Raw genomic sequence first — 26,723 nt, forward strand, 5'->3', positions numbered from 1 at the left:
GCTCATTCTTTATCGAGCTTGCCAACCAGGGACAGCGTGAAATCCGCCCCCATGTACTTGAAGTGCGGTCGCACACTCAGGTTGACGCGGTACCAGCCAGGCTCACCCTCGACATCACTGACAACGATGCGTGCTGCGCGCAAGGGGCGCCGCCCGCGCACTTCGGCACTGGGGTTTTCCTGGTCGGCAACGTACTGGCGAATCCATTTATTGAGCTCCAGCTCCAGGTCGGTGCGCTCCTTCCATGAACCCAGTTGCTCGCGCTGAAGGACCTTGAGGTAATGGGCCAGGCGATTGACCACCATCATGTAGGGCAACTGTGTTCCCAAGCGGTAATTCAGCTCGGCTTCCTTGCCCTCGGGGCTGAGGCCGAAGTGTTTCGGCTTTTGTACCGAACTGGCAGAGAAGAACGCGGCGTTGTCACTGCCCTTGCGCATCGTCAAGGCAATGAAGCCCTCTTGCGCCAGTTCGTATTCACGACGGTCGGAAACCAACACTTCGGTCGGGATCTTGGTTTCAATCTCCCCCATGCTGTGGAAGTGATGCAACGGCAAGTCTTCTACCGCGCCACCGCTTTGCGGGCCGATGATGTTCGGGCACCAGCGAAAGCGCGCGAAGCTGTCGGTCAGGCGCGTGGCAAAGGCGTAGGCGGTATTGCCCCACAGGTAATGTTCGTGGCTGTTGACCACGTTTTCCTGGTAGGCAAAGGTCTTGACCGGGCATTCGAGGGGGTCATAAGGCGTACGGAGCAAGAAACGCGGCACGGTCAACCCGATGTAACGCGCGTCCTCGCTCTGGCGAAAGCTTTGCCACTTGGCAAACTGCGGGCCTTCGAAATGGTCCTTCAGATCTTTAAGATCCGGTAAGCCGGTGAAGCTCTCCAACCCGAAGAACGCTGGCCCGGCTGCGGCGATAAAAGGCGCATGCGCCATGCAGGCCACACTGGAAGCGTATTGCATCAGCTTTACATCAGGCGCGCTGGGCGACAGAAAATAGTTGGCAATGATCGCGCCCACAGGCTGACCGCCAAACTGGCCGTATTCAGCGCTGTAGATATGTTTGTACAAGCCCGACTGGGTCACTTCCGGTGAGTCTTCGAAGTCTTCCAGCAGGTCTTGCCGGGAAACGTTCAAGAGTTCGATCTTGATGTTTTCGCGAAAGTCGGTGCGATCGACCAACAACTGCAGCCCCTTCCAGGACGCTTCCAGGGCCTGAAAGTCCGGGTGGTGCAATATCTCGTCCATTTGCAGACTGAGCTTGGTGTCGATCTCGGCAATCATCCGGTCGACCAGGCGTTTTTTTACCGGCTCGCCACGGTTCTGCGGCTTGATCAACTCTTCGATAAACGCCGAGACACCCCGTTTGGCAATGCCATACGCTTCGTCATCGGCACTCAGTAGCGTCTGGGCAACGATGTTGTCGAGGATGCTGTATTCATCAGCGGTTTGTGCCGGTAGCGCGTGTTGTGGTGTGGTCATGCGGTCAGTGTCCTTTTACTGAAAATGTCAGGCGTCTGGGCTGCCCAGGCCCAGCTCCGCCAGTACCCGCGCGCGGGACTCGTCATCGGCCAGGGCCTGTTCGATGGCCTTGCGAAAGCTCGGGGTGTTGCCCAATGGGCCTTTGAGAGCCATCAGTGCCTCGCGCAACGCCATCAGCTTGTGCAACTCCGGAACCTGCTCAACCAGGTTCGCGGGATTGAAATCCTTCATGGCGTTAATGCGTACCTGAATGGCCAGTTCTTCAACGTCCGCATCCTCCTGCAGACGATTGGGCACATTCAGCGTCAGGCTCAACGCCTGTTTGGCCAGCACGTCATCAAGGGTGTTTTTGTCGATCGCGATGGGTTTGCGATCTTCGAGCTTGCGCGCGTCCTCACGCTGGGTGAAATCTCCCAGCACCAATAGTTTCAACGGCAGTTCGACTTCTTCCTGCGCCCCGCCGATGGCGGGTTTGAACGTGATATTGATACGTTCCTTGGGGGCTACCGAACCTTCTTTGGCCATGGTGTCTCTCCTTTTCAAGTGGCTCGAAAGCCTATTCAAGTACCGCTTCCAGATCGAAGAGGCACAGCCTGCGATGGGTGTCTTCCTTGCGCTCGCGCACGGCGTGGTTTTGTGGCAACAGGTCGCAGCAGCGGTAGAGAAGCTGTGTCACTTGAAGGGCCAGCTCCGGCTCCCAGCGCTCCAGGCCTGTGTGTTGCAGTTCGTGGTCCAGCTGTTCGAGCTGGATCTTCGCCAGCTCATGCTTGCCCGCCAGTACACACAGACGCGCTTGGGCCAACCGCCAATAAAAACGTGCGCGATCACTGCGAGCGGCATACATGCCTTGTTTGAGTTCATGGATGGCGGCCTTGAGCCCGTCCTTGCGTAAGCGGGTTGCGACCGCCTGTAAGGCGATCTCCCACGGCTCGGCGTCGGCATCAACTATCAATGCAGGCGATTCGGGTATTTGCAGGTGACGGGTAACTTGCAGCGCTATCCAGTCACGGGTCGCGGGGTCGGCAAAAGGAGCCCCGTCGTGAAAGCGAAACTCCGCCAGGTTTGGCAAACGTTGCAGCAACAGAGCGAAGGTCACCTCCAGCTCGGTCATGGCCCGTTCGGCCTGCAAGGCCTCCAGGCATTGCCAGAGCAGGTGCAGCCCATCGAACCAGAACATCGCACCGGCGAGACTGGCTTCAAGTTCGAGCACCAGATCGGCGTGATGACCTTGGGCAAAACGCTCCTGATAACGCTTGAGCTTGTCGGGAGCGGGCCCACGCAGGGCGGTGAGCCGTTCGTTGTCGGCATCCGGATAATTGGCCAGCGCCAGCCAGGTCAATGTTCGGTTCAGGCGAAAAGCGCGCAGGTCGGTGGCGTTCTGACGCAACCACCATACGCACAGCGTGCGCGCCTGTTCCTGCAAGGTGCGCAACAACCTGTGGGCGTCTTTTTCGTTGTCCACCCGCGCTTCGGGCTTGAGCAATTGGGTGGTCGCCTGCTTGACGTGCGCAATGACACCACTCAGCCCTGCGACCGGGGCGTCGTCCTGCGCAGCGCGCTCCAGTCGCTGAGCCAATTGCCTGCGAATCGGCAACAACATTGGCGCGGCATCCCCCAAGTGCTCGGCCCACAGCTCATCGAGGCGTATCAGGTGTTCAAGCACCGCCTGGAACAAAGGCTGCTGGTTCTGGAGCGGCAGGCTTTGCGTGAACAAGGGCTCAAGGCGCAACACCAACCATCCGAATGCCGCGCCACGGGTGCGTGGTTTTCCGGGGTGGACCTCCGACCAGTGATGCTCGCAGAAATAGCGCAACAACCCGAGCCCGGCCAACAACCCCGGGTAGGATTCCCTCTGGTGCAGCGCCCAGGTCAGCCAAACGGCGACCCGCAGGTCCTTGGATTGCTGGCGCAACAGGATTTCGCCGGCTTCCAGGACCTTATGCCAATCGGGTTGGCCACTGCCATGAATTGATCGTGCCTTGGCAAGCTCGAACTCCAGGACGTCATATTCACTCGAAAAGCGCATATCACTGCCCGCAAAACTTGTTGGCATGCAGGGCGACCGTGCAAGTTCAAGGTAATAATCATACAGCTTGTCCGAATAAGCCATTTGGCACCGCACGCAACTAAACAAGACTATAAGCCCACAAAAAACCAACTAAGCGCATTTAATGTGCGCCTCAGAAAGTCATCTTCGCATCGCTGGAATTCCTGCGAAGCTCACGAACCTTAGCCATGCCTAAAACATTCAGCAAGCGACGGAACCACACTTAATCCTTTTCCTACAAACACCTAAAAGCTTGGACTGCGCAGCATTTTGCGCACTCACCCCCCACATAAACACCCGATATCCCCACCCACCCCAACAGTTACAAAACAACTTAACTGAGCAATTAAATGCGCACCGTTGCGCAATCAAATACTTAACCAACGCCATCAATCCTGGCTAATCACACTGGAAATCCGAACTTATAGAATGCAACACCCTTGTTTTATTGCGCCCAACACTTTCAGGCACGCTTCTTGTTATAGGCACTTGCCCAGCCGATGCAATTGTCGGTTGGAACTACCTCATCAATCAGGCAAGGAAACCCGTCATGCCAACACCCGCGTATCTTTCCATCACCGGTGTCAAACAAGGTTTGATTACGGCAGGCACGTTTACCCAGGACTCGGTAGGTAATATTTACCAGGAAGGCCATGAGGATCAGATTCTGGTCCAGGCTTTTGCTCATCAAGTGATCATCCCGCGCGACCCACAATCCGGCCAGCCAACAGGCCAAAGGGTCCATAAACCGTTGATGATCAGCAAAGTGTTCGATAAGTCCTCGCCCTTGCTGTTCAGCGCGTTGACCAGCGGCGAAGAGGTCAAGTGCCGGCTGGAATGGTTGCGCACCTCGTCGGCCGGCACCCAGGAGCACTACTTCACGATTGAACTGGAGGGGGCAACCATCGTCGACATCCAGTCGCGCATGCCCAACTGCCAGGATCCGGACAACGCCCATTTCACCCACTTGGAAGATGTGTACTTCACCTATCGCAAGATCGTATGGACCCACGAAGTGTCCGGCACTTCCGGGTCGGATGACTGGCGCAGCCCGGTAGCGGGTTAAACCGCTTTAACGCAGGTACGGCGCCAGGGAAGGCGCCGTTACTGCCATCCCGCTACACCATCGCCAACGGGTGCTTGCGCTTGGGTGCGCCAAACACCCGGTCGATAGCATCCAGGTCGTGTTCATCCAGCACGAGTTTGGCTGCCGCTGCGTTCAGTCGCACGTGTTCCGGGGTGACCGCCTTGGGGATCGCGATCACACCGTCCTGGCGCAATACCCAGGCCAGGGAAACCTGGGCCGGTGTCACCTCGTGGCGATGGGCGATCTGCTTCAGGGTCGGGCTGGCCAACAGCTCGCCACCCTGAGCGATCGGGCAGTACGCCATCAAGGGCAAGTGATGCTGTTGCCACCAGGGCAGCAGGTCGAATTCGATGCCGCGCTCTTCGATGTTGTAGAGCACCTGGTTGGTGGCGCAGGCCGGAGAGGCGAGTTCCTGCAGGTCGGCCACATCGAAATTGGAGACGCCCCAGCGACCGATCTTGCCGGCTTCGCGCAGGCGCTCGAAGGCCTCGACGGTTTCTTCAAGGGGATATTGGCCGCGCCAGTGCAACAGATACAGATCGATATAGTCGGTACCCAGCCGCTGGAGGCTCGCTTCACAGGCGCGAGGCACGCCCTTGTGGCTGGCGTTGTGCGGGTAGACCTTGCTCACTAGGAAGACTTGGTCACGCCTGCCACGAATGGCTTCGCCCACAACCGTTTCGGCGCCGCCCTCACCGTACATTTCGGCGGTATCGATCAGGGTCATGCCCTCATCGATGCCCAGTTGCAGCGCCGCGACTTCGGCGCGCTGCTGGTCGGGGTTCTCGCCCATGCGCCAGGTCCCCTGGCCGATGACAGGAACGGGGACGCCCGCCAGATCAATGGTACGCATGACAATCTCCTGATGAGTTCGCGGATTAACAGTGTGGCATTGGCCGGACAAAAGGGTTCAATCGAAGTATGGTTACCCTCTGCCAAGATGCCAGGAAGGACCTGCAATGCTGTTTGTCGTTATGCTCGGGGGCAAGCACCCACGGGCGAAAATCGAAGTGCACGATGTGGTGTTTGCTGTGGCGGACACGCTGGAGGCTACCTACCCGCAATTGCGTGACGGCTGGTTCGGCAGCCCTAAGGGTGTGCATATCGATGCGTGGATGGGGGTGGATGGCGTTGACGGCTGGAAAGTCGAGTTCAGCCCGCTGGCGCCTGCTGCCGGCGCGCATCACCTGTACTTCCTCAACCTCGGCGGTTATGAAGCCAACAGCTTTGGCGAAGCCCACCACTACCTGTTGGTGGTGGCGCGCAATAAACAGGAGGCCACCCGCCAGGGCAAGCAACAGATGCTGCGCCACTGGTCCCAAGCCCACACCGATGGGGTATTGGACCTCGACGACTGCCTGCCCATCGACCTGGTGGACGGTCGATATGTCCACCTGGTGCAGGGCCCGCACCGGCCAATCCTGCAGCAGAACGACTACATCGTCCTGGCCTGAACAACCGGCGTTGAAGGAATCGAGCCGTTTTACACACGTTTCAGCTTCAAGAGAGGGTTTGGCTAAACGCCGCGCTCACGGTTTTACCAGCTCCCGGACGCCCCACCGCCGCCGCTGGAACCGCCTCCTCCCGATGAACTGCTACTGGAACTGGAGCGGCTTGAGCTTGAACCGGAACCGCCACCCGAACCCGAGCCCCCATTGGAGATGCTCTGGACAAACACGATAAACGCCACGATGGACGCGGCCGGTATCGCCAGTAACCAACCTTGATAACCATGCCCGAGCAAAACACCCACGCCCGCATAAATCGCCAACACCGCCAGAACACGCACGATGAAGAAGCGCGGACTTTTTCTTGAGGACTCGCGGATAACGAAAAACAGCCCAACGTACAGGGCCAACACCAAGGCGCCGCCAAACGGCCATGCCAGCCAATGCACCAAGTTGACTTCAACGAAGTGGTTCACTACCAGCACCGCGACGATATACGCCAGCAGTCCTAACACGCAGTAAAACACCCCACGCGCCAGCCACAATGCGCCGAATGTCGCGCCGCCGATCAGCAGCGTCAGGGGCAACACCAGCAGAAACACCAGCCAGTCACGGCCGCCGCCAAAAATAGCCAGCAGCACCGTGACTGCCACGGTCGCAATCAAGGCGCGGCGCCACTGCAACTTGCCGGCGGCGATCAGCACACCGCCAATCGCCCCGACGATGAACGCCAGCAATACGGTAATCGTCTGGGGATTGAACGCAGGGCCCGCAACCGGGGGCAATTCACCGCCGTCCACCAGCACGACCAGGTCATTGACGCCTTGGACTACTCCACCCGCATAGTCACCCTGGCGAAACGCCGGGGTGATGTGTTCTTCGATGATGCGGTGAGCGAGCAAATCGGTGACGGTACCTTCCAGGCCGTAACCCACTTCGATGCGCACCTTGCGGTCGTCCTTGGCGACAACCAGCAGGATGCCGTCGTTGACGTCCTTGCGCCCTAGTTTCCAGGCGCGGAACAGTTGGTTGGCATAGTCCTCGATGCTCGCGCCACCGGTGCTGGGTACCAGCAGTACGGCGACTTGTGCGCCTTTGCGCTGTTCAAGGTCGGCAAGCTGGTTTTTCAGACGGGTGGTGGTGCCGGCATCCAGCGTGTGGGTGAGGTCAATCACCCGTTGGTCGAGGGCTACACCGATAGGTGAGGTATCCGCCTGGACGGTGGCAAGCAGGCTGATCAACACGAGCACCAGCAGACTCAAGACGGATTGCCGCACACGCTGCATCATGTTTTGTTACCTGAAGTTTCTTCCTGAAGGCGCCGACTTTACCTTATCGGCGCTATAACGCGTGACCCAAAGCGTTTGACTATCTAAACTGCCCGCACGCATAGCAATACGCCATAACCGGGAAGCCCATGGATCTACGTCACCGTAACAATGTCAGCGTGATGGGCACCGGGACCTCGACCCTGGTGTTTTCCCACGGGTTCGGTTGCAACCAGGCCATGTGGAACTACCTGGCGCCGCACTTCCTGGAACGCTTTCGCGTCGTGATGTATGACTTGGTAGGCGCGGGCCTGTCTGACCTGAGTGCCTTCGACAAGGCCAAGTACAGCACGCTGGACGGTTATGCCCGGGACCTCAATGAAATTATCGATGCCTATGCCGTCGGCCCCGTGATCCTGGTGGGGCATTCGGTGAGCGCGATGATCGGTGCCCTCGCCGACCGCCTGGCTCCGGGCCGAGTCGCGGCCCATGTCATGATCGGGCCGTCGCCGCGCTATATCGATGACGACGGGTACATCGGTGGTTTCAAGCACAGCGATATCGACGACTTACTCGATACCCTCGACAGTAACTACCTCGGCTGGTCAAGCGCCATGGCCCCGGTGATTATGGGCGCGCAAGGTCAATCGGAGCTGGGTGTAGAGTTGACCGAGAGTTTCTGCCGCACTGAACCCGAGATCGCCAAGCAATTCGCGCGGGTCACGTTTATGTCGGATAACCGCCAGGACGTGATCGGCCTGGCGACCCCGGTGCTGATCCTGCAATCGACCGATGACCTAATCGCCCCCGTGGCCGTAGGCAAATACCTGCACCGCGTGCTGCCCAACAGCAGCTATTGCCTGGTGGAGAACATCGGCCATTGCCCGCACATGAGCGCGCCACAGGCATGCGCTACGGCCATGGACAGTTTCCTGGCCCCTTGGGCGGCTGCACGTGCAAGCTGACCTGTTCGACAGCGCGGCCTGCGCCCTGGCCGTCACCTCGGAAGACGGCATGATCCTGCAAGCCAATGCGCGCTTCAGCGAGTGGCTGGGGTTCAGCACCACCGCGCTGTGCGGCAAGCGTTTCCAGGATTTGCTGACCATGGGCGGGCGCATTTTCCACCAGACGCACCTGGCGCCCATGTTGCGCATGCATGGCAGCGTCACCGAAGTGAAGCTCGATATGCTGCACCATGACGGGCACAAGGTCACCGTGCTGCTTAACGGCATCAAGCGTGAACACGCCGACGCCGTGGTGTACGACCTGGCCCTGTTCGGCACCACCGACCGCGACAAGTACGAACGCGAGCTGCTCAACGCGCGCAACCTGGCCGAAGCGCTGTTGCAGGAAAAAACCGCCGCCGAACTCGCCTTGAAGCAAGCCCAGGCCGAACTGAGCGAGGCCTATACCATTTCCCAACGCCGCGCGTTGTTCGCCGAGCAGATGGTGGCGATTGTCAGTCATGACCTGAAAAACCCACTCACGGCCATTCGCATGGCGTCCGACTTCCTCAGTCGCGGTGAGCGCACGCCCAAGGAGCAGCAGTTGCTCGGGCATATTGGCCAGTCGTCCGAGCGTGCCCAGCGCATGATCGCCGACCTGCTGGACTTCACCCAGGCGCGGCTCGGCCAGGGCATCGTCATCAAGGCCACCTCCATGGATCTGCATAGCGTGATTCATCGCACCGTGGATGAACTGCGCATGGCGTTCCCCAAGGCGACGTTGGAGCACCACGCGATTGGCAGCGGCAACGCCCATTTGGACGCAGACCGCGTGCAACAGATCATCGGCAACCTGGTGGCCAACAGCGTGGCTTATGGCGATTTGCAACGGCCGATCAGTATTACCTCGCGGCTGGGCGAAGGCCGCTGCGAAGTGTCAGTGCACAACCACGGCGCAGCCATACCGGAGGCCTTATTGGCCGGGTTGTTCGAGCCCATGACCCGCGGCACCGACCAGGGCAGCGATGTGCGCAGCGTGGGCCTGGGCCTGTATATCGTGCGCGAGTTGGCCAAGGTACACGGTGGGGATGTGGCGGTGAGTTCCTGTGCAACCGGCGGCACCACCTTTACCGTGACATTTCAGGGCACGTAGGCGCTGCCCTGCATCACCGGCTCCACACTGCCGGTCAATACCACACCGCCCTCGCCCGTCCACTGCACGGTCACCGTGCCGCCGTCGCACTGCACCTGCACCGTGGCATCCAGCAGCCCGCGCCAGATCCCGTTGACCACCGCCCCACAGCAGCACGACCCCGACCCCAACGCCACACCGCCACCGCGCTCCCAGATGCGCAGGCGGATATGGCTGCGGTCGAGCACGTGCACGAAATGCACATTGGTCCTGGCCGGGAACAGCGGGTGAATTTCCAGCGCCGGGCCCAGGCCTGCTACGTCGACAGCCGCGATGTCATCGACGAAAAACGTACAGTGGGGGTTGCCCATGCTGCACGCCGCCGGGCTGCCTTCGACAGGCAATGTCAGGGTGTCCATCGCGTTGGACAAAGGCACGGCCGCCCACTCCAGCGAGGGCTCGCCCATGTTCACCGACACTTGCCGCCCCGGCGCACGCACGCAGGTCAGCAGGCCGCGGTCGGTACGCAGCACGATCGAATCCTTGCCGGTTTCATGCATCAACCGATCGGCCACGCCACGGGTGGCGCTGCCGCAAGTGGCCAGCGGCGTGCCGTTGCCGTTCCAGAAGCTGATACGTGCGGCCGCCTCTTCACAATCGTACACAACGGCCAATTGGTTGAAGCCGATACCGGTGTGACGGTTGCCCAACTGACGGGCAATGGCCGCGGTGATCGGATCGTCCAAGCCACGGCGATCAATGATGATGAAGTCGTCGCCGTGGGCGTGCATCTTTACGAACGGCAAAAGCATGGGCTGTCCTGTGGTCGACTCGTGGGGGAACTGAAGGATACTCTGAACGCGCACGCCTTTATCGAGAGCCCCCCATGCTAATTGTCTTCAGCGGACTGCCCGGCACCGGCAAGACCACGATAGCCCGTGAACTGGCACGCCGGACCGGTGCGATTTACCTGCGTATCGATGTGATTGAACAGGCGATCCGCGATGCCGCCGTGCTGGCCGGCGATGTCGGTGCCAGCGGCTACAGCGTGGCAAACGCACTGGCGTTGAGCAATCTGCAACTGGGCCACTGCGTGGTGGCCGACTGTGTGAACCCGGTCAAGGAAAGCCGGGATGCGTGGAAGGCTGTGGCGGCAATGGCAGCGGTCGAGTTGACGGATATTCTGGTGATTTGCTCTGACCGCCAGGAACATCAACGGCGGGTGGCAACCCGTAAAGCCGATATTCCCGGCCTGACGCCTCCCACTTGGCAGTCAGTCCTGGCGCATGAGTTCGAAGCGTGGGACGAGGTGCCGCTGACGGTCGACACCACCCTCATGACCCAGGATGAGGCTGTCGCAATGACGCTGGCGAACCTCAGAGCAAACTCCCCATAGCCTTCATCAACACCAGATCGCGCGCGTAAATATCCGGGGCGTACACCAAGCCGCCCTGGCGGTCGACCTCAACCGTCCAGTAGCCCAACAGCACCGGCACCGGCGTGGCCAGCCTGAACTCATGGGTCACGCCGGTGGCCAGCAATTCATCGGTGCGCGCGCGTTCGGCCGGGCTCACCAGTAAATCGCGCAGCAGCAGCGGTTGCTCGACCCTCACACACCCCGAGCTGAACGCCCGCGGCCCCTTGGTAAACAGGGGCTGGCTCGGCGTGTCGTGCAGGTACACCGAGTAAGGGTTGGGGAAGCGCATGACGATCTTGCCCAGCGGGTTACGCGGACCGGCTTCCTGGCGCAGCAGGATATTGCCGGGACGCGCCCAGTCGATTTGCTCGGGGGCCAGCGGGTGGCCTTCGGCGTCAAGCACTTGCAGGTTTTGTTGGCGCAGGTATTCGGGGTTGAGGCGGATGGCCGGGAGTTTGTCCTCGCGCATGATGGTAGGCGGGATGGTCCACGTCGGGTTGAGGGTCAGCCGGGTGATGCGCGATTTGAGCAGCGGCGTCTGGCGTTCGGCGCGGCCGACTTGCAGGCGGGTCTGCCACACGGGGATGCCGCTCTGGTACACGCTCAGTTGCGCGGCGGCTACGTTGACCAATACGCCTTCGGGCTCCAGGTCCTGGGCCAGCCAGCGGAAGCGCTCAAGGTTGATGCGCAACTGTTCTCGGCGCATCGCCGGGCTGATATTCAGTTCGGCCACAGTGCCCGCGCCGATCACGCCATCGGCTTGCAAGGAGTGGCTGAGCTGGAAGGCCTTTACCGCCTTGACCAACTCATCGTGGTATTGCTGGCCGCTCGACGCCTTGGCCAGGTAGCCGCCGCTGATCAAGCGCCGTGCCAGCTCCGGTACACGCGGGTCTTCCATGCCAGGGCGCAACAGCGGGCCGCTGCCTACCGGGTCCCAATGCGGCAACGGCTGCTGGCGCACAGTGGCATAGGCGTTGCGCAGGCTGCGGTATAAGTCGGCGCTGGGACGTGCCTGGTCGAATGCCTGGGCCATGTCTTGCAGGCCCGCGGTGGCAAAGGCCAGCACTTCAGTGTTGGGGTCACGGGTGGGCGGCTGCGAATGCCACAGCGGTTCGAAACGCGATTGCTGAAGACGTCCGTAGTGCAGGTCCCAGAGCGCTTGCAGGTAATGCTGGCTGGTACCGATATCGCTGCACAGCACGTTGGTCGTGGCATCCAGCGCAGGCAGGCTATAGTGGGTGGGGTCCAGGCCGTCATCGGCGAGCATCAGCAACTGTGTTTGCAGGGCTTGCCGGCGTTCGTCGGCGGACCACAGCGGCTCATCACCCTGCTGCTGATAAAAGGCTTGCAGACGCGCTTGGGCGGCGCCGTCGATCTGCGGCGCGAGGCTGGGACAGACGCTGGGCAGTTGGGCCAACGCCTGTTGCACGGGGGCGGTATTGACCAGGGCCGGGGGTGCGACGGGCAAAGGCTCATCGGCTGTCGCGACCAGTGGTGCAACGAGCAGGCAAATGCTCAAGTAACATGCGTGTTTTTTGAACAATTGGCTTAGCTCCAATCCACAGCGGGGGGAATGTACTGTAGATGCTGACTTTATTGTGTCGCTTAGGCCTGATCGCCTTGTCCCTGGTTACGTTGAGCAATTCTGCGCTCGCGGCCAATGGGATTCCTCCTAACTTATATAGCAGCCTGGCGCGCTCGGCTCCAGAACTCAATCCCACTGTACTGAAAAGCGCCCTGAGCGCCATGCAGTGTGCTGTCAGTAACGGCGAGGAACGTTCCGAGCGCCTAGCGGTTATTGACTATTCACAGCCCTCGACCGCCCGTCGGCTGTGGATCTTCGATTTGCGCAAGAAGACTCTGGTGCTGCGCGACCTGGTCGCCCACGGTGCCAACTCCGGGGAAAACTTCGCCACCCAGTTCTCCAATCGCGAAGGCAGCCACCAATCAAGCCTGGGCCTGTTCCGCACCCAGGAGAGTTACCTGGGCACCCACGGCTACTCGTTGCGCATGGATGGCCTCGAGCCAGGCTTCAACGACCAGGCACGCGACCGCGCCCTGGTCATCCACGCCGCCGACTACGTCAGCCCGCTGTGGAGCAAGCGCGAAGGCCGTATCGGCCGCAGCCAGGGCTGCCCCGCCGTGCGCCCGCAGGTGGCGCGCCAGGTGGTGGATAAGCTCAAGGATGGACAGTTCATGTTTTCGTGGTACCCCGACCAGCGCTGGTTGAAGTCCTCGACGTACCTCAATTGCAAACCCCAACAGGTGGCGAGTAGTCGTACAATCCGTGGCGGATAGCCTGTTCCCATCGATAGAAAAGAGAGCCACGCATGCTTCTACATCAATCCACCTGGATCGAGATCGGCCAGTTTCTGGAACGCAGCCGCACGGTGGTAATCCCCATCGGTTCCAACGAGCAGCATGGCCCCACCGGCCTGCTCGGCACCGACTGGATGTGCCCGGAAATCATCGCCCATGAAGCACAGCAGCACGCGGACATCCTGATCGGCCCGACCTTCAATATCGGCATGGCCCAGCACCACCTGGGCTTTCCCGGCACCATTTCCCTGCGCCCTTCCACCTTCATCGCCGCGATCGGCGACTGGGTGCGCTCGCTGGCCGGGCATGGTTTCGAGAAGATTCTGTTTCTGAACGGCCATGGCGGCAATATCGCCACCATCGAAGCGGCGTTTTCCGAGCTATACGCCGAAGCCAGTTTCGCCCGCCGCCCGGCCGGGTTCGCGCTGAAGCTGGTGAACTGGTGGGACCTGGAAGGCGTGACCGACCTGGCCCAACGCCAATTCCCGGTGGGCCACGGCAGCCATGCCACGCCATCGGAGATTGCGGTGACGCAATGGGCGTACCCGGAGTCGATCAAGACCGCCGACTACTCGCCGCAAATCGCCAACACCGGGCCGATCCGTGAAGCACTGGACTTCCGCGCACGCTTCCCCGACGGGCGCATGGGCTCGGACCCGGCGCTGGCAACGGTGGAGAAAGGTGGGGAGTTGGTGGCGTTGGCGGCGCAAGGGTTGGTCAAGACAGTCAACAGTTTCAGTAACGAAGCCAAACCCTGATCCCAACCTCAATCAAACTTTGGGAGAGGGCTTGCTCCCGATTGCAGTGTGTCAGCTAATGTACCTTTGACTGCCCCACCGCTATCGGGAGCAAGCCCCCTCCCACAGTTGACCGAGATCGACAGTAAAAAACCGGCCGACTAGATCAATCAGCCCTGCTTTTGCTCCACACCACTCAGGTCGGCTACCAGGCCGCCGTGCTCTTGCTTTTGATCTTGATCTTGATCTGAGGCGCCCCGTCAAACACGCTGGCCGAACGCAGGCTTGAATCCGTGGGTAACCCGGCAGGACGCCGGGTTAGCCGCCCCGCGCCATGGATGGCGCGTGGCGGCGGCCCACGGATTCAAGCCGGAGTGAGGGTATGCCGAGCCTAGGCGAGGTGCCGAGTGTTGGGGCGAAGCGTTTTTGGTTACTTTTGGCGCTCTTCCAAAAGTGACCCGCCGTAAGGGCGGAACCCATAGCAGCCGCTACCTAAATAACGGATATGTACTCGTTCTGATCCCGCATCCTGGTCAGCTGTCAGGCCGCCGACGGGAGCAAGCTCCCTCGCCACAGGTCCAGCGTCCTACCCAGCGTTGTGAATCGACCGAAACACCGCTATCGGGAGCAAACCCCCGTCCCACATTGGCTATGTATTGCCTGGAATCACATACATTCCTGCGCCGCCTGCTCCAACCGCGATGGCTTGATCGCCGACGCCAGCGGCTTGCGCTCATACAGGAACACCTTGCCGCCCTCCTGGGACTTATAGACTTCCAGCACATCATCGGCAGCAATCTTGCTGGTCAACACCACCTTGGCGTGGCGCGAGTTCTGCGTCACGGTCGAGCTGATCCCATGTTTTTCCAGCTTGGGCAGCACGCACTGCACATAGGCTTCAGGCCCCTTGCTGGTTTGCAGGGTCAGGGTCGGGGCGTTGGGAGCGGACACACAACCAGCCAGCAACAAGGAAGCAAAGGCCAAAGCCGGGGCGAAAAAAGAGCGCATGAAAAATTCCTGACAATAAAAATAAAGGTTCACATCAAGCCGCCCACTATCCAGCGCGAAGCAGCGCCTTGAGCGACACATCGAACTGCTTCAAGGCATCGAGCTGCACATCCCGCTGCTGCTCGATCTGTGCGGCAATTTCCGGTGCAGCCTTGTCGTGTACCCACACCGACGGCACCTGCTTATGCACCGAGCCTTCGGCCTTGGCGATGTATTGCAGGTTCGCGTCGTAGAACCGCGCAATGAACCGCGCCTCGACCTGGTCGTTACGCGGGGTCAGCAGTTGGTTATGGGTGTCGAGCATCACCACCACATCGGGGTGAGCCTTCACCAAGGCATCCAGGCTGTCGTAGACCGTCACCGACAAAAAAGTGCCTTGCAGCGAACTCATCAACCAGTCGATGGCCAGTTCCGGGTCGGAGCTGTTGACGAACGCCTGGCGGATGCGTCCGTCGAGGGCATCCTTGGCGCCATTCAAGGCCATGTCGTGGTAGCGTTCAAGGTAGCTGAGGTTGTCGCGGGTGTTATCGCTCAACAACACACCCACCGACTGCGCGTGCTGCAGGGATTCTACGCTAGCACTGAGGGGGAGCAAATGGCCCGAACGCAGATCATCGGCAATTGCCGCGTTGTTGATCGCGACCGTGCCAAGCATCAACATCATTAACACAAGCTGAATAAACGTCCTCATCGCGCATTTCCTTGAACAGCGTTTCGATGGGGTGATTTTTCCGCTTTTCCTGCAAAAACAGAACTTGCGATCCGTGATGGTGACTATTATCTGAACCGATAGTGCACCCATAAAACCTATAAGGACCACGCTATGAAGCCTCACCAGAAAACCTTCGACCGCATCCGCGAAGCCGTCCTGCCGGAGTTTCGCGAGCGCGTCGCCGATTACCTGGTCGACTATGAAGACGTGCTGCAGGATGAGGCCGCGGGCGCTGATCAAATCAACGCCAGCGCCCAGCAATTACGCGGCTACCTGCGTGGCCTGAACACCACGCGGGTGCTGGGCATGGCCGACTGGGAGGACCTGGACCGCCGCGTCGTGCACATCACTGAACAGGCTACAGCGCAGGGCGTTGTTGATTGACCCATGCCTGTACCGACGGCCGCTGCCACTGACGCTGCGCGTACTCCACCAGCTCGGCAGGCACGCGGTCGCCGTTGAGGATCAGGCGATTGAGCATCACCGCCAGGTCCACGTCCGCGATGGACCACTCACCGAACAGGTAAGGCGGATTATTCGCCAGCAGCGCTTGCGCCGCACTGATCAACTTGGCGGCCGCCGCTTCAGCCTCGGCGCTCAGTGGGGGCATCTTCTGCCCGTAGAACACCACCAGGGTCGAGCGCTCCTGCCGAATCGGCAACAAATCGCTGCGCAGCCACGCCTGCACCTGGCGCGCCCTCGCCCGCTGCTTGGGGTCGGCCGGGTACACCGGGGTCTCGGGATAAACCTGCTCCAGGTACTCGGTGATTGCTGAAGACTCGGAGAGCGCAAAGTCACCTTCTACCAGCGTGGGGACGCGCTGAGTCAGGGACAGGTGGGCGAAATCGGCCGCGTGCTGTTGCGCGGCATCCAGGTCCAGGGTGAGCGTGTCGAACGCCAGGCCTTTTTCCCGCAGGGCGACAAACACCGACATGGCGTAGGGGCTGGTGTACAGATGATCAACATACAGACGCAACGGACGCTGGCTCATGACGAATCTCCTTGAAGGGAGCACCACGCTACGAGATGTGCCGCCAGAAAGACAATGCGCTGTTTTTATGGGGGCATTCCTCGGCGGAATACCGGGCTAGCCCGCAAACCCGCCCTTGTTCAGGAAAGCGCGCTCTTCGTCTGAGGTCGCCCGAGCCAGCACCTCATTACGAAGGGGAAAGCGCCCGAAACGCTGGATGATCTCGGCATGTTCCTTGGCCCAATGGTAGGTAGTGGCGCCCAGTGGCTGGTTGAGAACCAGAGAGCGCTGCTGATCCGCCGGGTCTTCCGAATGTTCGAAGGGCAGGTAGCAGAATGCACCCAATGCGAACCAGCGTTTGGGGCCGGCGTTTTTCCAGAAGTCGATGACGGAGTGCGGGGTGTCATTGCTCATTGTCGCTACCTGCTCTCAATCGAATGCCTCGACGGTAGCAGAAACCTTATATCTATTGTGGTGAGCGGGCTTGCCCCGCTCACCACAACAAGCCCGCCAGCCAGAGACAAGCGTGGTTACCGATCAGAAGTCCACTGTTGCCGAGAGCTTGACGGTGCGCGACTCGCCCTGGGTCAGGTAGTTATTGGCCGTCGACGCCGACGCCCAATAGGCCTTGTTCGCCACGTTCTCGACGTTGGCGCGCAGGGTGATGTACTTGTCGTCGGCCTTGAAGCCATACCGGGCGCCGAGGTCGACGCGGGTCCAGGCCGGGATGCTCAGGGTGTTGGTGGCGTTGACGTATTCGCCCCCGGTGCGCAGCATCCGCGCGTTGACGGCGGCACCCTGGAGGCCGGGAATGTCCCAGTCGGCGCCCACATTGTATTGGAAGCGCGGCACGCCGGCAGCGCGGTTACCGTCGCTGAGGCCGTTGGAGGTGTTCTTCAATTCGGTGTTCATCCAGGTCGCGCCGGCCAGCAGGCGCAGGCCGTCAACCGGTTCGCCGAAAACGTTCAGCTCCACGCCTTTGTTGATCTGCTCACCGTCGACACTGAAGGTGTCCAGGCTATTGCCGGGCAGGCGCGACGTGGAGCTGTTCGGCTGCTCGATGCGGTACACGCCCAAGGTGGCGCCAACGCTGTCCCAATCCAGCTTCACACCGGCTTCCGTCTGTTTGCTGCGGTTAGGCGCAAAGACCTCGCCGGGGTTGGTGACGTTGCTCAATGGCGCCGTCGGGCCCTGGGCCAGCCCTTCGATGCGGTTGGCATAGAACGACACATGCTCCCACGGTTTGACCACCAGGCCGTACACCGGCGTGGTGATGCTTTCGGCATAGTTGGCGTTGCGCGCTCCCGTGGTGGTGTTCCATGCATCCACCTCGAGGGTCTGACGCCGAACGCCCAGGGTCAGCAGCACGCGATCATCGATAAAGCCCAGGGTGTCGGACACCGCTGCGCTCTTGATGCGGTTCTTGCCGACGACACGCGGGTCATGGATATCGCTGCCGAAGTAAGTAACGCTCGGACGCGGAATCTGGGTCGGGTTGTACAGATTGCCCGGTCGGCGGTTGGCCTGCAGGATCGCCTCGAAGGCCGAACGCTGCTCGCCCCAGATCCCCGACAAACCGACGTTCATCTGATGGCTCACCGGGCCAGTGTTGAAATGCCCGTTCAACCCGGCCATGGCGCTCTTGTTATCTTCATCGTGAGGCGAGTACAAAAAGCCCACACGCCCGCTGCCATCATTGCCCACGTACAGCGACGAATACTGGCCATTCTCCCGCGTGTGCTTGGCGCCGCCGCCCACATAGGCGGTCCAGCTTTCATTCAAATCGTATTCGGCATTGAACATGCCGTAGGTGTCTTCCAGCTCCGACCAGCTCCAGTCCTGGGCGTAATTGTGCTTGGCCGACGGCGCCTTCGGCACTTGGGTGCCATTGGGGTAGACCACCGAGCGACCGTTGTTGATGCGCTCTTTCTGGTAGCCGAAGTCGGTGGACACGCGCAGGCGATCGTCACGGTAATCCAGGGCGACGGCCACCAGTTGCGAGCTTTTGAATTCATCCTCAATGGCCGTGTCGCCGCCATGCCTGGCCAGGTTGACCCGCGCGCCGAAGCGGTTGTCTTCGCCAAACCGCTGGCCCAGGTCGAGGTGGCCGCCGCGCTGGCCATCGGTGGTGGTGTCGAGGGTCACGCTGCGGGTGGGCGCGTCTTCGGCGCGCTTGGGCACCAGGTTGACGCTGCCGCCGATGCCGCTGCCCGCCGGCGACACGCCATTGACGAACGCGTTGGGGCCTTTGAACAACTCCACCCGCTCCAACGCTTCTGTGGTGACGATCTGCCGGGGCAGCACGCCGTACAGGCCGTTGAAGGCAATGTCATCGGTGCTCAGCGGCAGGCCGCGAATAGTGAACACCTGGGAAAAGTTGCCGAAGCCAGAAGACTGGCGCACCGACGCGTCATTGAGCAGCACATCGCCCACCGTGCGCGCCTGTTGGTCGGCGATGGTCTTCGCGGTGTAGCTGACCACGCTGAACGGCACGTCATTGATCGAACGAGTGCCCAACACCCCCAGGCGCGCCGAGCGTGCGACCTGGCCGCCGGCATAGGTGTCCGCCTGCGCCCCGCCCTCCCCACTGATGGTGGTCGCACCCAGCTGCAACACATCGCCCGTCGCTTCGGGCACCACGGTGTAGCCGTGGGTGCCGGTGCTTTGCAGGGTATAGCCGCTGCCTTGCAACAATTGCATGAAGCCCGTTTGCGCAGTGAAACGGCCCTGCAAGCCGGCGCTTTGCTGGTCATTGAGCAGCGTGGAATCAAACGACAACGGCACCCCGGACAACGCCGCGAACTGCGCCAGTACGTTGCCCAACGGCCCCGGCGCAAGGGTGTAGCTGCGCACCGTACTGGTCGAGGCCGCGTCGGCGGCCACGGCACTGTGCAACGGTGCGATGGCTGCCAGGGCAACGGCCAGGCTCAAGGCCTTCAAGGGGCGGATGGAGTGCGGTGTGAAGGTCATGGGGATTCCTGTCGGCGCGCTGCAAAATTGAGGGTTCTCCCCTACACCGGGCGACAACGAAAAAGGTATCAGCGAAGATCGAGAATAATTTCAGCGAGGCTCGACGGTCACCCAGTAGCCAGTCAGGCTGCTGACCTTGACCGGCAGCGTTTCCTGCAACAGACGCAGGCTGGCGTCGGTGTCACGCAAGGGGAACGCCCCGGAGACGGTCAGCCCGGCCACGCTGTCGTGGCAGCGCAACACGCCGTGACGGTAGCGTCCCAGCTCATCGAGCAAGTCCGCCAAGCGCATCTGCTGGGCCAGCAGCATGCCGTTTTCCCAGGTGGTTGCGCTGATCTCCAGCGGCTGCACCGCTGCCACGCCGTCGCTGCCGAATGCGCTTTGCTCGCCGGCCTTGAGGATCAGCCCATGGCGGGCATGCTCCGGGAGCATTTCCACCGCGCCTTCAAGCACCGCCACGCGGCTGCTCTGCTCTGCCACTCGAACGCTGAAATGCGTGCCCAGGGCGCGGGCGGTGCCGTGGCGGGTTTGCACGATAAACGCGCGATGGCGGGGTGCGGGGTCCTTGGCGGTGGTGATCATTACTTCGCCTTGCAGCAACTCGATATGTCGCACCTGATCGGTAAAGGCGATGTTCAACGAGCTGGCGGTGTTGATCAGCAGGCGCGTGCCGTCGGGCAAAGTGAGTTTGCGTTGCTCGCCGATGGCGGTGTGTTGGTCGGCGGTCCACGGCTGCCACGGCTTTTGCCGATAAGCCAGCCAGGTCGCCGGCCCCGCCAGCAGCAACAGCCCGAGGGCCTGGCGACGGCCGAGCGATTGCTTACGGCCGATGCGCTTGAGGGTGTCGCCGGCAATCGCGCCCGGCACACTGTTGAAGTCGCCCAGGATCGCCTCCGCCCGTTGCCAGGCCTGGGCGTGCTGGGCGCTGCGGCCTTGCCATTGGGCGATGGCGCGGCGGTCTTCGTCGGTGGCGCTGCCGGACTGCAACTGCACCATCCAGTCGGCGGCTTCGCCAAGGATCAGCGGGTCGATGGACGGGTTCATGCCACGCTCAGGCATGCCAGGAACGCATCGCGCATGTAGCGTTTGACCGAGACCAGCGACACCTTCAATTCCTCGGCGATCTGCGCGTACGTCAGGCCATCGATCTGCGACATCAGGAAGGCCTGGCGGGTCTTGTCCGGCAAATCGCGCAGCATGGCTTCGATGCGGTACAGCGCCTCAAGAATCAGCCAGCGGGTTTCCGGCGACGGCACCTCCTGCTCCGGCAGGTGGGCAATGGTTTCCAGATAAGCGCGCTCGACTTCCTGGCGGCGCCAGCTGTCGATCATCAAGCCCTTGGCGATGTGGGTGAGCAACGCACGCGGCTCGCTGCCGAAACCCGCACTGTGCTGCCGGGTGAGCAGGCGCATGAAGGTGTCGTGGGCCAGGTCGGCCGCATCGCTGGCGTTGCCCAACTTGCGGTCGAGCCAGCGGTATAACCATCCGTGGTGTTCGCAGTACAGCGCCTCGACAGGCAGATTGAGCGAAGACGACATGCAGATCACCGGGGACCAGAGAGTAATTAAGAATTGATCGCATTCTAATCTGCGCAACGAAACGCGGCAACGCGCAAATTAATGTTATAGGATAACGCCCCTTTTCCGTCCCGCCCTGTGATCGCGCCCATGACCGATGCTGCCCTCTTGCGCCAACGCCTGCTTTCCATCGACGCCCTGCGCGGCCTGGTGATCCTGTTCATGCTGCTGGACCACGTGCGCGAAACCTTCCTGCTGCACCGCCAGGTCAGCGACCCGATGATCATCGACAACACCGAGCCGGTGCTGTTTGTCAGCCGCACCCTCGCCCACCTGTGCGCGCCGGTGTTTGTGCTGCTCACGGGGTTGTCGGCGTGGCTCTACGGCCAGAAATACCAGGGCCGCCGCGATGTGTCGGCATTCCTGTTCAAGCGCGGATTGTTCCTGGTGGTGCTGGAATTCACCTTGGTCAACTTCGCCTGGACCTTTCAACTGCCGCCCAGCGTGATCTATATGCAGGTGATCTGGGCGATTGGCGTAAGCATGCTCGCGCTGGCCGCGCTGGTGTGGTTGCCGCGCCCGCTGTTGATCGGGTTGGCTTTGGTGATCATTGGCGGGCACAACCTGTTGGATGGCGTGCACTTCGAGGCGGGTTCGGCCTTGCAGATTCCGTGGACGATCCTGCATGAGCGCAGTTGGATTGAGGTCGGCGATTCGCTGCGACTGCGCATTACCTACCCGGTGCTGCCGTGGATTGGCGTGATTGCGCTGGGTTACGGCCTGGGCCCGTGGTTTGCCAATGGCACGCAGCCGGCGCTGCGCCAACGTTATCTATTACTCGGCGGTGTGGGGGCGTTGGTGGGATTCGTGCTGTTGCGGACGGCCAACGGGTATGGCGAGAAGCCTTGGCAGGCGTATGACAGTGGCGTGCAGACGCTGATGAGCTTTTTCAACGTCACCAAGTACCCGCCTTCGCTGTTGTTCCTGGCGCTGACGTTGGGGATCGGTTTGTTGCTGTTGCTGGCGTTTGAGCGCGCGGGACAAAAACGTTGGATTGGCATCTTGGCCACGTTCGGCGCGGCGCCGATGTTCTTCTACCTGCTGCACTTGTATGTCTTGAAAGTCCTTTACGTCGCCTGCGTGGCGCTGTTTGGCCTCAATCACGGCAACTACTTCGGCTTCGACAGTATGGGCGCCATCTGGCTGGTGGCGCTGCTGTTACCGCTGGCACTCTATCCACCGGTGCGCTGGTTTGCGGCGCTCAAGGCACGCCGCCGCGACCTGGCCTGGCTCAAATACCTCTGACCCGGCACCGTCCAACTGTGGGAGGGGGCGTGCCCTGATGCCCCTCAGTTAAGCAGTAGAAAGGGTAAAAAGTAATCTGTGGCGAGGGAGCTTGCTCCCGTTGGGCCGCGAAGCGGCCCCAGCTCTTTGCTCGAAAAAACCGGGACTGCTGCGCAGTCCAACGGGAGCAAGCTCCCTCGCCACAGGTACACACCGTTCTAGAAGGCGTTAAGCCAGTTCAGCCCGCAGTTGACGCGCTGCCGTCACCATGTGAATCAACGCCGCTTCCGTCTCCGGCCAGCCACGGGTCTTCAACCCGCAATCCGGGTTCACCCACAACCGCTCAGCCGGAATGCGCTTGGCCGCCTTGCGCAGCAGGTTGGCCATCTCCGAGGCATCCGGCACGCGTGGCGAGTGGATATCGTAGACGCCCGGGCCGATGTCGTTCGGGTACGCAAAGGCTTCGAACGCGTCCAGCAACTCCATGTCCGAGCGTGAGGTCTCGATGGTGATCACGTCGGCGTCCATTGCCGCGATCGACTCGATCACGTCGTTGAACTCGCTGTAGCACATGTGGGTGTGGATCTGGGTTTCATCGCGCACGCCCGAGGCGCACAGGCGGAACACTTCGGTGGCCCAGTCCAGGTAGTGCTGCCACTGTGCCTGGCGCAACGGCAGGCCTTCACGGAACGCAGCTTCGTCGATCTGCACGATCTTGATGCCGGCGGCTTCCAGGTCCACCACTTCGTCACGAATCGCCAGGGCCAGTTGGCGGGCCTGCACTTCACGGCTCACGTCTTCGCGAGGGAACGACCACATCAGCATGGTCACGGGGCCGGTGAGCATGCCCTTCACGACCTTGCTGGTCAGGCCTTGGGCGTAACGGATCCACTCCACGGTCATCGCGTTCGGGCGGCTCAGGTCACCGAAAATCACCGCCGGTTTCACGCAGCGCGAACCGTAGCTCTGCACCCAACCGAAGCGGGTGAACGCGTAGCCGTCCAACTGCTCGGCGAAGTATTCGACCATGTCGTTACGTTCGGCTTCCCCGTGTACCAGCACGTCCAGGCCGAGGTTTTCCTGCACTTCAACCGCGTGCTTGATCTCGCTGTGCATCGCTTCGACGTACTCGGCTTCGCTCAACTTGCCGGCCTTATACGACTGGCGCGCCAGACGGATCGACGCAGTCTGCGGGAACGAACCGATCGTGGTGGTCGGGAACAACGGCAGGTTGAGGCCGGCACGTTGCTGCTCGATACGCTGGGCAAACAGCGATTGGCGCTGGCTGTCATTGGCGGTGATCGCCGCCACACGGGCCTGCACGGCCGGCTTGTGGATACGCGGTGAAGCAGCGCGCGCAGCCTGCACGGCGCGGCTTTCGGCCAGGGCAGCGAATACGTTGGGCGCCTCGGGCGCGCTGACTGCTTGGGCCAATACCGCCACTTCGGCGCACTTCTGTACGGCAAATGCCAGCCAGCGCTTGAGCTCGGCATCCAGTTTATCTTCACGGCCCAGGTCGACCGGGCTGTGCAGCAAGGAGCAGGACGGCGCCACCCACAGGCGATCCCCTAGTTTTTCATGCGCATGCTGCAAGGTGGCCAGGGCCTTTTCCAGGTCGCAGCGCCAGACGTTACGGCCGTTGACCACGCCCAGGGACAGCACCTTATAAGCCGGCAAGCGGTCGAGAATGGTCGGGTACTGGTCCGGGGCACGCACCAGGTCGATGTGCAGACCATCGACCGGCAGGTTGGCGGCCAGGCCGAGGTTTTCTTCAAGGCCGCCAAAGTAGGTGGCCACCAGCTTTTTCAGCGGGTCGCGCTGGATCAGGTTGTAGGCGCGCTCAAACGCGTTTTTCCACGCTTGCGGCAGATCGAGCACCAGGATGGGCTCGTCGATCTGCACCCATTCCACCCCCAGATCAGCCAGGCGCTGGAAGATCTGGCCATACAACGGCAGCAGGCGCTCCAACAGGTCAAGCTTGTCGAAGTCGCCGCCCTTGGCCTTGCCCAACCACAGGTAAGTCAATGGACCGATGACGACGGGCTTGACGTTGTGACCCAGTTCGCGGGCTTCCTGCACTTCTTCGAACAGTTGCTCCCAACCCAGGTGGAACTGCTGGTCAGCGCTGAATTCAGGCACCAGGTAGTGGTAGTTGGTGTCGAACCACTTGGTCATTTCCTGGGCGTGGGCACCGCCGCAGCAGCTGTCGCTGACGCCACGGGCCATGCCGAACAGGGTGTGGAGGGTGGCTTTGCCATCGGCTGGGCGGAAACGCTCGGGGATCACGCCGAACATCAGCGAGTGCGCCAGTACTTGGTCGTACCAGGCGAAATCACCGGCGGGCAGCAGTTCAATGCCGGCCTGTTTTTGCAGGTCCCAATGGGTCTTGCGCAGGTCACGGCCAACGGCACGCAGGCCGGCTTCATCCAGCTCGCCCTTCCAGAACGCTTCCTGCGCTTTTTTCAGTTCACGGTCGCGTCCAATACGCGGGAATCCGAGGGAATGAGCGACTGCCATGACTTACAACTCCAATGTCGATATTGATGGCAGCCATTGTCGGCACACACTCATCATGAGACAAACTCATTTAATTTGAGATGATCACAAGATCTATTCATGTTTACAGCCAGGGATACGCCATCGTTCGCTGGCCCCACCCCGTCCAATACGCATACCATGGGTCAAAACACTCAACCGAATGAGCCCTCATGATCAAAGCCAGCCTGCGCAGTCACCTGACCCTCTGGTTCGCCGGCTTATCGTTACTCACGTTGTTGAGCGTGGGCTTCTATGTGGGCCATATCGCCACTGAACAGGTGAAGCAGGCCAGCGGCAATACGCTGTTGAGCACCGCCCGTTCCACGGCGGCGCTGCTGGCCGTGCAACTGCGCGAGCGGCAACTGGAAGTGTCGTTGCTGAGCAAAGCGCCGCTGTTTCGCCAGGGCAACCTGGACGCGCCGGATATCCTGACGTTGATGGAACTGCGCACCCAATCGCGCGCCGAGTATGCGTGGATGGGGGTGGCCGACGCCGAGGGCAAGGTGCACCAGGCGGTCAACGGGTTGCTGGTCAATCAGTCGGTGCAGCAACGGCCGTGGTTCCAGGCGGGGATGCGCGGCGAGTACGCCGGCGATCCCCATGAAGCCGTGCTGCTGGCCAAGCTGTTGCCGGGGGCCACGAATGGCGAGCCATTGCGCTTTATCGATTTCGCCGCACCGATCCGCAACGCACAAGGTGAAACCATCGGCGTACTGGGCGCCCATGCGCATTGGCGGTGGGTCACGCAAATCGTCGACTCCGCCGTGATGCAGAAGGACGCCCTGCCCGACCTTGAAGCCCTGATTGTCGACTTCGACGGCAAAGTGCTCTACCCGCAAGTGCTGGCCGGTGAGCCGATGCCGCAGGCCAACCTGGGCAAACCGTCCGGCTGGTCCACCGGCAACGGCTACGTCACCGCCTCGGTGGCGGTACCCAGCCCGTCGAATGCGAAAGTGAGCTGGTACATCGTGGTGCGCCAACCCCTGGATGTCGCGCTGCAACCGGCGCGCGTGCTGCTGTACAAGCTGTTGCTGCTGGGCGTGATCGCAGCCTTGGTGTTCGGGCTCGTCGCCTATTACTTGGCGTCCACCCTCAGCCGTCCGATCGAACGCCTGGTGCGGTCCGCCAAACAGGTGCAAGACAATCAACCCGGCGCAGCTTTCCCCCAGGAACACCCCGTGCTGGAAATCGCCCAATTGGGCCGTTCGCTCACCGGCATGACCCAGTCCCTGCTGTCCAAGGAACGTCAGTTGCAGGACGCCAATGCCTCCCTGGAAGCCACCGTCGCGCAACGCACCGCCGACCTGACCCAAGCCAATGCCGAGCTGCTCAAGCTCGCCACCCACGATGCATTGACCGGCGTCTACAACCGTCGCCGCTTCGATGAAAAACTCGCCGAAAACAGCCTGCTGTTCCAACGCACCGGCCGCACCTTCGCCCTGCTGCTGATCGACGCCGACTACTTCAAGCGCGTCAACGACAGCTACGGCCACGCCATCGGCGACGACGTGCTGTGCCAATTGGCCGCCCTGATTAAAAACACCACCCGCGCCACCGACTTCGTCGCGCGCTACGGCGGTGAGGAGTTCGCGGTGCTGCTGCCCGAAGTCGAAGAACCCGACAGCCCCGACGTGGTCGCCGAGAAAATCCGCGTAGCCGTGGAGGCGGCGGTGTTCCCAACCGTCGGCCATGTGACCGTGAGTATCGGCGTAGGGGTGGCCGAGCCGTCGGACCGCGACACCTCGGCACTGCTCAAGCGGGCGGATATGCAATTGTATGAGGCTAAAGCGGCGGGCAGGAATCGCGTGGCCTGACACTGCTGTGAAGAGGCCGCTTGCTGTGGCGAG

The 26,723-nt window shown here is 61.3% G+C and carries 24 protein-coding genes and 1 pseudogene; 10 read left to right on the forward strand and 15 right to left on the reverse strand.

Annotated features, from left to right (window positions below):
* Window positions 1-2: 2 nt before the first annotated feature.
* The 3 genes from tssC to tssA are packed head-to-tail and all read right to left on the reverse strand — an operon-like array spanning window position 3 to window position 3,588.
* Entirely contained in the window at window positions 3-1,478 is a 1,476-nt protein-coding gene (tssC, locus tag ACI512_RS21440) for a type VI secretion system contractile sheath large subunit (protein ID WP_046034756.1), read from the reverse strand.
* Window positions 1,479-1,505: 27 nt separating this feature from the next.
* Window positions 1,506-2,003: a type VI secretion system contractile sheath small subunit gene (gene tssB / locus ACI512_RS21445; protein WP_064052125.1), complete on the reverse strand. Its 498-nt coding sequence runs from the start codon at window positions 2,001-2,003 to the stop codon at window positions 1,506-1,508.
* A 31-nt stretch (window positions 2,004-2,034) separates the two neighbouring features.
* Window positions 2,035-3,588 (reverse strand): type VI secretion system protein TssA, encoded by a 1,554-nt coding sequence (tssA, locus tag ACI512_RS21450; protein ID WP_405121319.1) that lies wholly within the window; start codon window positions 3,586-3,588, stop codon window positions 2,035-2,037.
* Window positions 3,589-4,075: 487 nt separating this feature from the next.
* Between tssA and ACI512_RS21455 the strand changes: the two genes are divergently transcribed.
* Window positions 4,076-4,591 (forward strand): Hcp family type VI secretion system effector, encoded by a 516-nt coding sequence (locus ACI512_RS21455; protein WP_012724698.1) that lies wholly within the window; start codon window positions 4,076-4,078, stop codon window positions 4,589-4,591.
* Window positions 4,592-4,643: 52 nt separating this feature from the next.
* Here the strand turns inward: ACI512_RS21455 and ACI512_RS21460 are convergent, their stop codons facing one another.
* Window positions 4,644-5,465, reverse strand: coding sequence for an aldo/keto reductase (locus ACI512_RS21460; protein WP_046034753.1), 822 nt, complete (start codon window positions 5,463-5,465; stop codon window positions 4,644-4,646).
* Window positions 5,466-5,571: 106 nt separating this feature from the next.
* Here ACI512_RS21460 and ACI512_RS21465 point away from each other — a divergent pair, with 106 nt between their 5' ends.
* On the forward strand, window positions 5,572-6,066 hold the full coding sequence (locus ACI512_RS21465) for a DUF1543 domain-containing protein (RefSeq protein ID WP_093541743.1): 495 nt from the start codon (window positions 5,572-5,574) through the stop codon (window positions 6,064-6,066).
* Window positions 6,067-6,149: 83 nt separating this feature from the next.
* Here the strand turns inward: ACI512_RS21465 and ACI512_RS21470 are convergent, their stop codons facing one another.
* Window positions 6,150-7,349 (reverse strand): TPM domain-containing protein, encoded by a 1,200-nt coding sequence (locus tag ACI512_RS21470; RefSeq protein WP_405121320.1) that lies wholly within the window; start codon window positions 7,347-7,349, stop codon window positions 6,150-6,152.
* 128 nt (window positions 7,350-7,477) lie between these two features.
* Here ACI512_RS21470 and ACI512_RS21475 point away from each other — a divergent pair, with 128 nt between their 5' ends.
* Window positions 7,478-8,293, forward strand: coding sequence for an alpha/beta fold hydrolase (locus ACI512_RS21475; protein ID WP_405121321.1), 816 nt, complete (start codon window positions 7,478-7,480; stop codon window positions 8,291-8,293).
* Window positions 8,283-9,425 carry an ATP-binding protein gene (locus ACI512_RS21480; protein ID WP_405121322.1) on the forward strand — a complete coding sequence of 381 codons (1,143 nt, stop codon included), beginning with the start codon at window positions 8,283-8,285 and terminating at the stop codon, window positions 9,423-9,425. Before ACI512_RS21475 ends, ACI512_RS21480 begins: the two co-directional genes overlap by 11 nt.
* On the opposite strand, the gene dapF is transcribed toward ACI512_RS21480, so the two are convergent.
* On the reverse strand, window positions 9,413-10,216 hold the full coding sequence (gene dapF, locus ACI512_RS21485) for a diaminopimelate epimerase (RefSeq protein WP_405121323.1): 804 nt from the start codon (window positions 10,214-10,216) through the stop codon (window positions 9,413-9,415). The two genes, ACI512_RS21480 and dapF, sit on opposite strands and share 13 nt — an antisense overlap.
* A gap of 74 nt (window positions 10,217-10,290) precedes the next feature.
* Here dapF and ACI512_RS21490 point away from each other — a divergent pair, with 74 nt between their 5' ends.
* Window positions 10,291-10,800 (forward strand): AAA family ATPase, encoded by a 510-nt coding sequence (locus tag ACI512_RS21490; protein ID WP_405121324.1) that lies wholly within the window; start codon window positions 10,291-10,293, stop codon window positions 10,798-10,800.
* Here ACI512_RS21490 and ACI512_RS21495 read toward each other — a convergent pair.
* Window positions 10,781-12,364: a murein L,D-transpeptidase gene (locus tag ACI512_RS21495; RefSeq protein ID WP_405121325.1), complete on the reverse strand. Its 1,584-nt coding sequence runs from the start codon at window positions 12,362-12,364 to the stop codon at window positions 10,781-10,783. The two genes, ACI512_RS21490 and ACI512_RS21495, sit on opposite strands and share 20 nt — an antisense overlap.
* A gap of 41 nt (window positions 12,365-12,405) precedes the next feature.
* Between ACI512_RS21495 and ACI512_RS21500 the strand changes: the two genes are divergently transcribed.
* Both ACI512_RS21500 and ACI512_RS21505 read left to right on the forward strand, forming a co-directional pair.
* Window positions 12,406-13,119 carry a murein L,D-transpeptidase catalytic domain family protein gene (locus ACI512_RS21500; RefSeq protein WP_012724707.1) on the forward strand — a complete coding sequence of 238 codons (714 nt, stop codon included), beginning with the start codon at window positions 12,406-12,408 and terminating at the stop codon, window positions 13,117-13,119.
* 32 nt (window positions 13,120-13,151) lie between these two features.
* The gene (locus ACI512_RS21505) at window positions 13,152-13,898 is read left to right on the forward strand and encodes a creatininase family protein (protein ID WP_122811001.1); all 747 of its coding nucleotides are present in this window, start codon (window positions 13,152-13,154) and stop codon (window positions 13,896-13,898) included.
* A gap of 645 nt (window positions 13,899-14,543) precedes the next feature.
* On the opposite strand, the gene ACI512_RS21510 is transcribed toward ACI512_RS21505, so the two are convergent.
* Together ACI512_RS21510 and ACI512_RS21515 are read right to left on the reverse strand one after the other, a co-directional pair.
* Window positions 14,544-14,885, reverse strand: a complete 342-nt coding sequence (locus ACI512_RS21510) for a hypothetical protein (RefSeq protein WP_064054526.1) — start codon at window positions 14,883-14,885, stop codon at window positions 14,544-14,546.
* Between the two features lie 46 nt (window positions 14,886-14,931).
* Window positions 14,932-15,576, reverse strand: a complete 645-nt coding sequence (locus ACI512_RS21515) for an ATPase (protein WP_405121326.1) — start codon at window positions 15,574-15,576, stop codon at window positions 14,932-14,934.
* A 132-nt stretch (window positions 15,577-15,708) separates the two neighbouring features.
* Between ACI512_RS21515 and ACI512_RS21520 the strand changes: the two genes are divergently transcribed.
* Complete coding sequence (locus tag ACI512_RS21520) at window positions 15,709-15,981, forward strand: hypothetical protein (RefSeq protein WP_012724711.1); 273 nt, start codon at window positions 15,709-15,711, stop codon at window positions 15,979-15,981.
* Here ACI512_RS21520 and yfcF read toward each other — a convergent pair.
* From yfcF to ACI512_RS21545, 5 genes and pseudogenes are all read right to left on the reverse strand, one after another.
* Window positions 15,956-16,588 carry a glutathione transferase gene (gene yfcF / locus ACI512_RS21525; RefSeq protein WP_405121327.1) on the reverse strand — a complete coding sequence of 211 codons (633 nt, stop codon included), beginning with the start codon at window positions 16,586-16,588 and terminating at the stop codon, window positions 15,956-15,958. The genes ACI512_RS21520 and yfcF overlap by 26 nt on opposite strands.
* A gap of 96 nt (window positions 16,589-16,684) precedes the next feature.
* Window positions 16,685-16,912: pseudogene (locus ACI512_RS21530) on the reverse strand (DUF924 family protein); the annotation flags it as partial.
* A gap of 192 nt (window positions 16,913-17,104) precedes the next feature.
* Entirely contained in the window at window positions 17,105-19,537 is a 2,433-nt protein-coding gene (locus ACI512_RS21535) for a TonB-dependent siderophore receptor (protein WP_405121328.1), read from the reverse strand.
* A 90-nt stretch (window positions 19,538-19,627) separates the two neighbouring features.
* The gene (locus ACI512_RS21540; RefSeq protein WP_236381663.1) at window positions 19,628-20,581 is read right to left on the reverse strand and encodes a FecR domain-containing protein; all 954 of its coding nucleotides are present in this window, start codon (window positions 20,579-20,581) and stop codon (window positions 19,628-19,630) included.
* A complete protein-coding gene (locus tag ACI512_RS21545) occupies window positions 20,578-21,075 on the reverse strand; it encodes a sigma-70 family RNA polymerase sigma factor (protein WP_043205471.1) in 498 nt (165 codons plus the stop codon). The genes ACI512_RS21540 and ACI512_RS21545 overlap by 4 nt, the downstream gene beginning before the upstream one ends.
* A 129-nt stretch (window positions 21,076-21,204) precedes the next feature.
* Between ACI512_RS21545 and ACI512_RS21550 the strand changes: the two genes are divergently transcribed.
* On the forward strand, window positions 21,205-22,359 hold the full coding sequence (locus ACI512_RS21550) for a DUF1624 domain-containing protein (RefSeq protein ID WP_236381665.1): 1,155 nt from the start codon (window positions 21,205-21,207) through the stop codon (window positions 22,357-22,359).
* Between the two features lie 207 nt (window positions 22,360-22,566).
* On the opposite strand, the gene metE is transcribed toward ACI512_RS21550, so the two are convergent.
* Window positions 22,567-24,855: a 5-methyltetrahydropteroyltriglutamate--homocysteine S-methyltransferase gene (metE, locus tag ACI512_RS21555; protein WP_231807825.1), complete on the reverse strand. Its 2,289-nt coding sequence runs from the start codon at window positions 24,853-24,855 to the stop codon at window positions 22,567-22,569.
* A 191-nt stretch (window positions 24,856-25,046) separates the two neighbouring features.
* Between metE and ACI512_RS21560 the strand changes: the two genes are divergently transcribed.
* On the forward strand, window positions 25,047-26,690 hold the full coding sequence (locus ACI512_RS21560; protein WP_064054534.1) for a sensor domain-containing diguanylate cyclase: 1,644 nt from the start codon (window positions 25,047-25,049) through the stop codon (window positions 26,688-26,690).
* The last annotated feature ends 33 nt before the right edge of the window (window positions 26,691-26,723 follow it).

This window comes from Pseudomonas petroselini (genome assembly GCF_045037875.1).
In the GTDB taxonomy this organism is placed as follows: Bacteria; Pseudomonadota; Gammaproteobacteria; order Pseudomonadales; family Pseudomonadaceae; genus Aquipseudomonas; species Aquipseudomonas petroselini.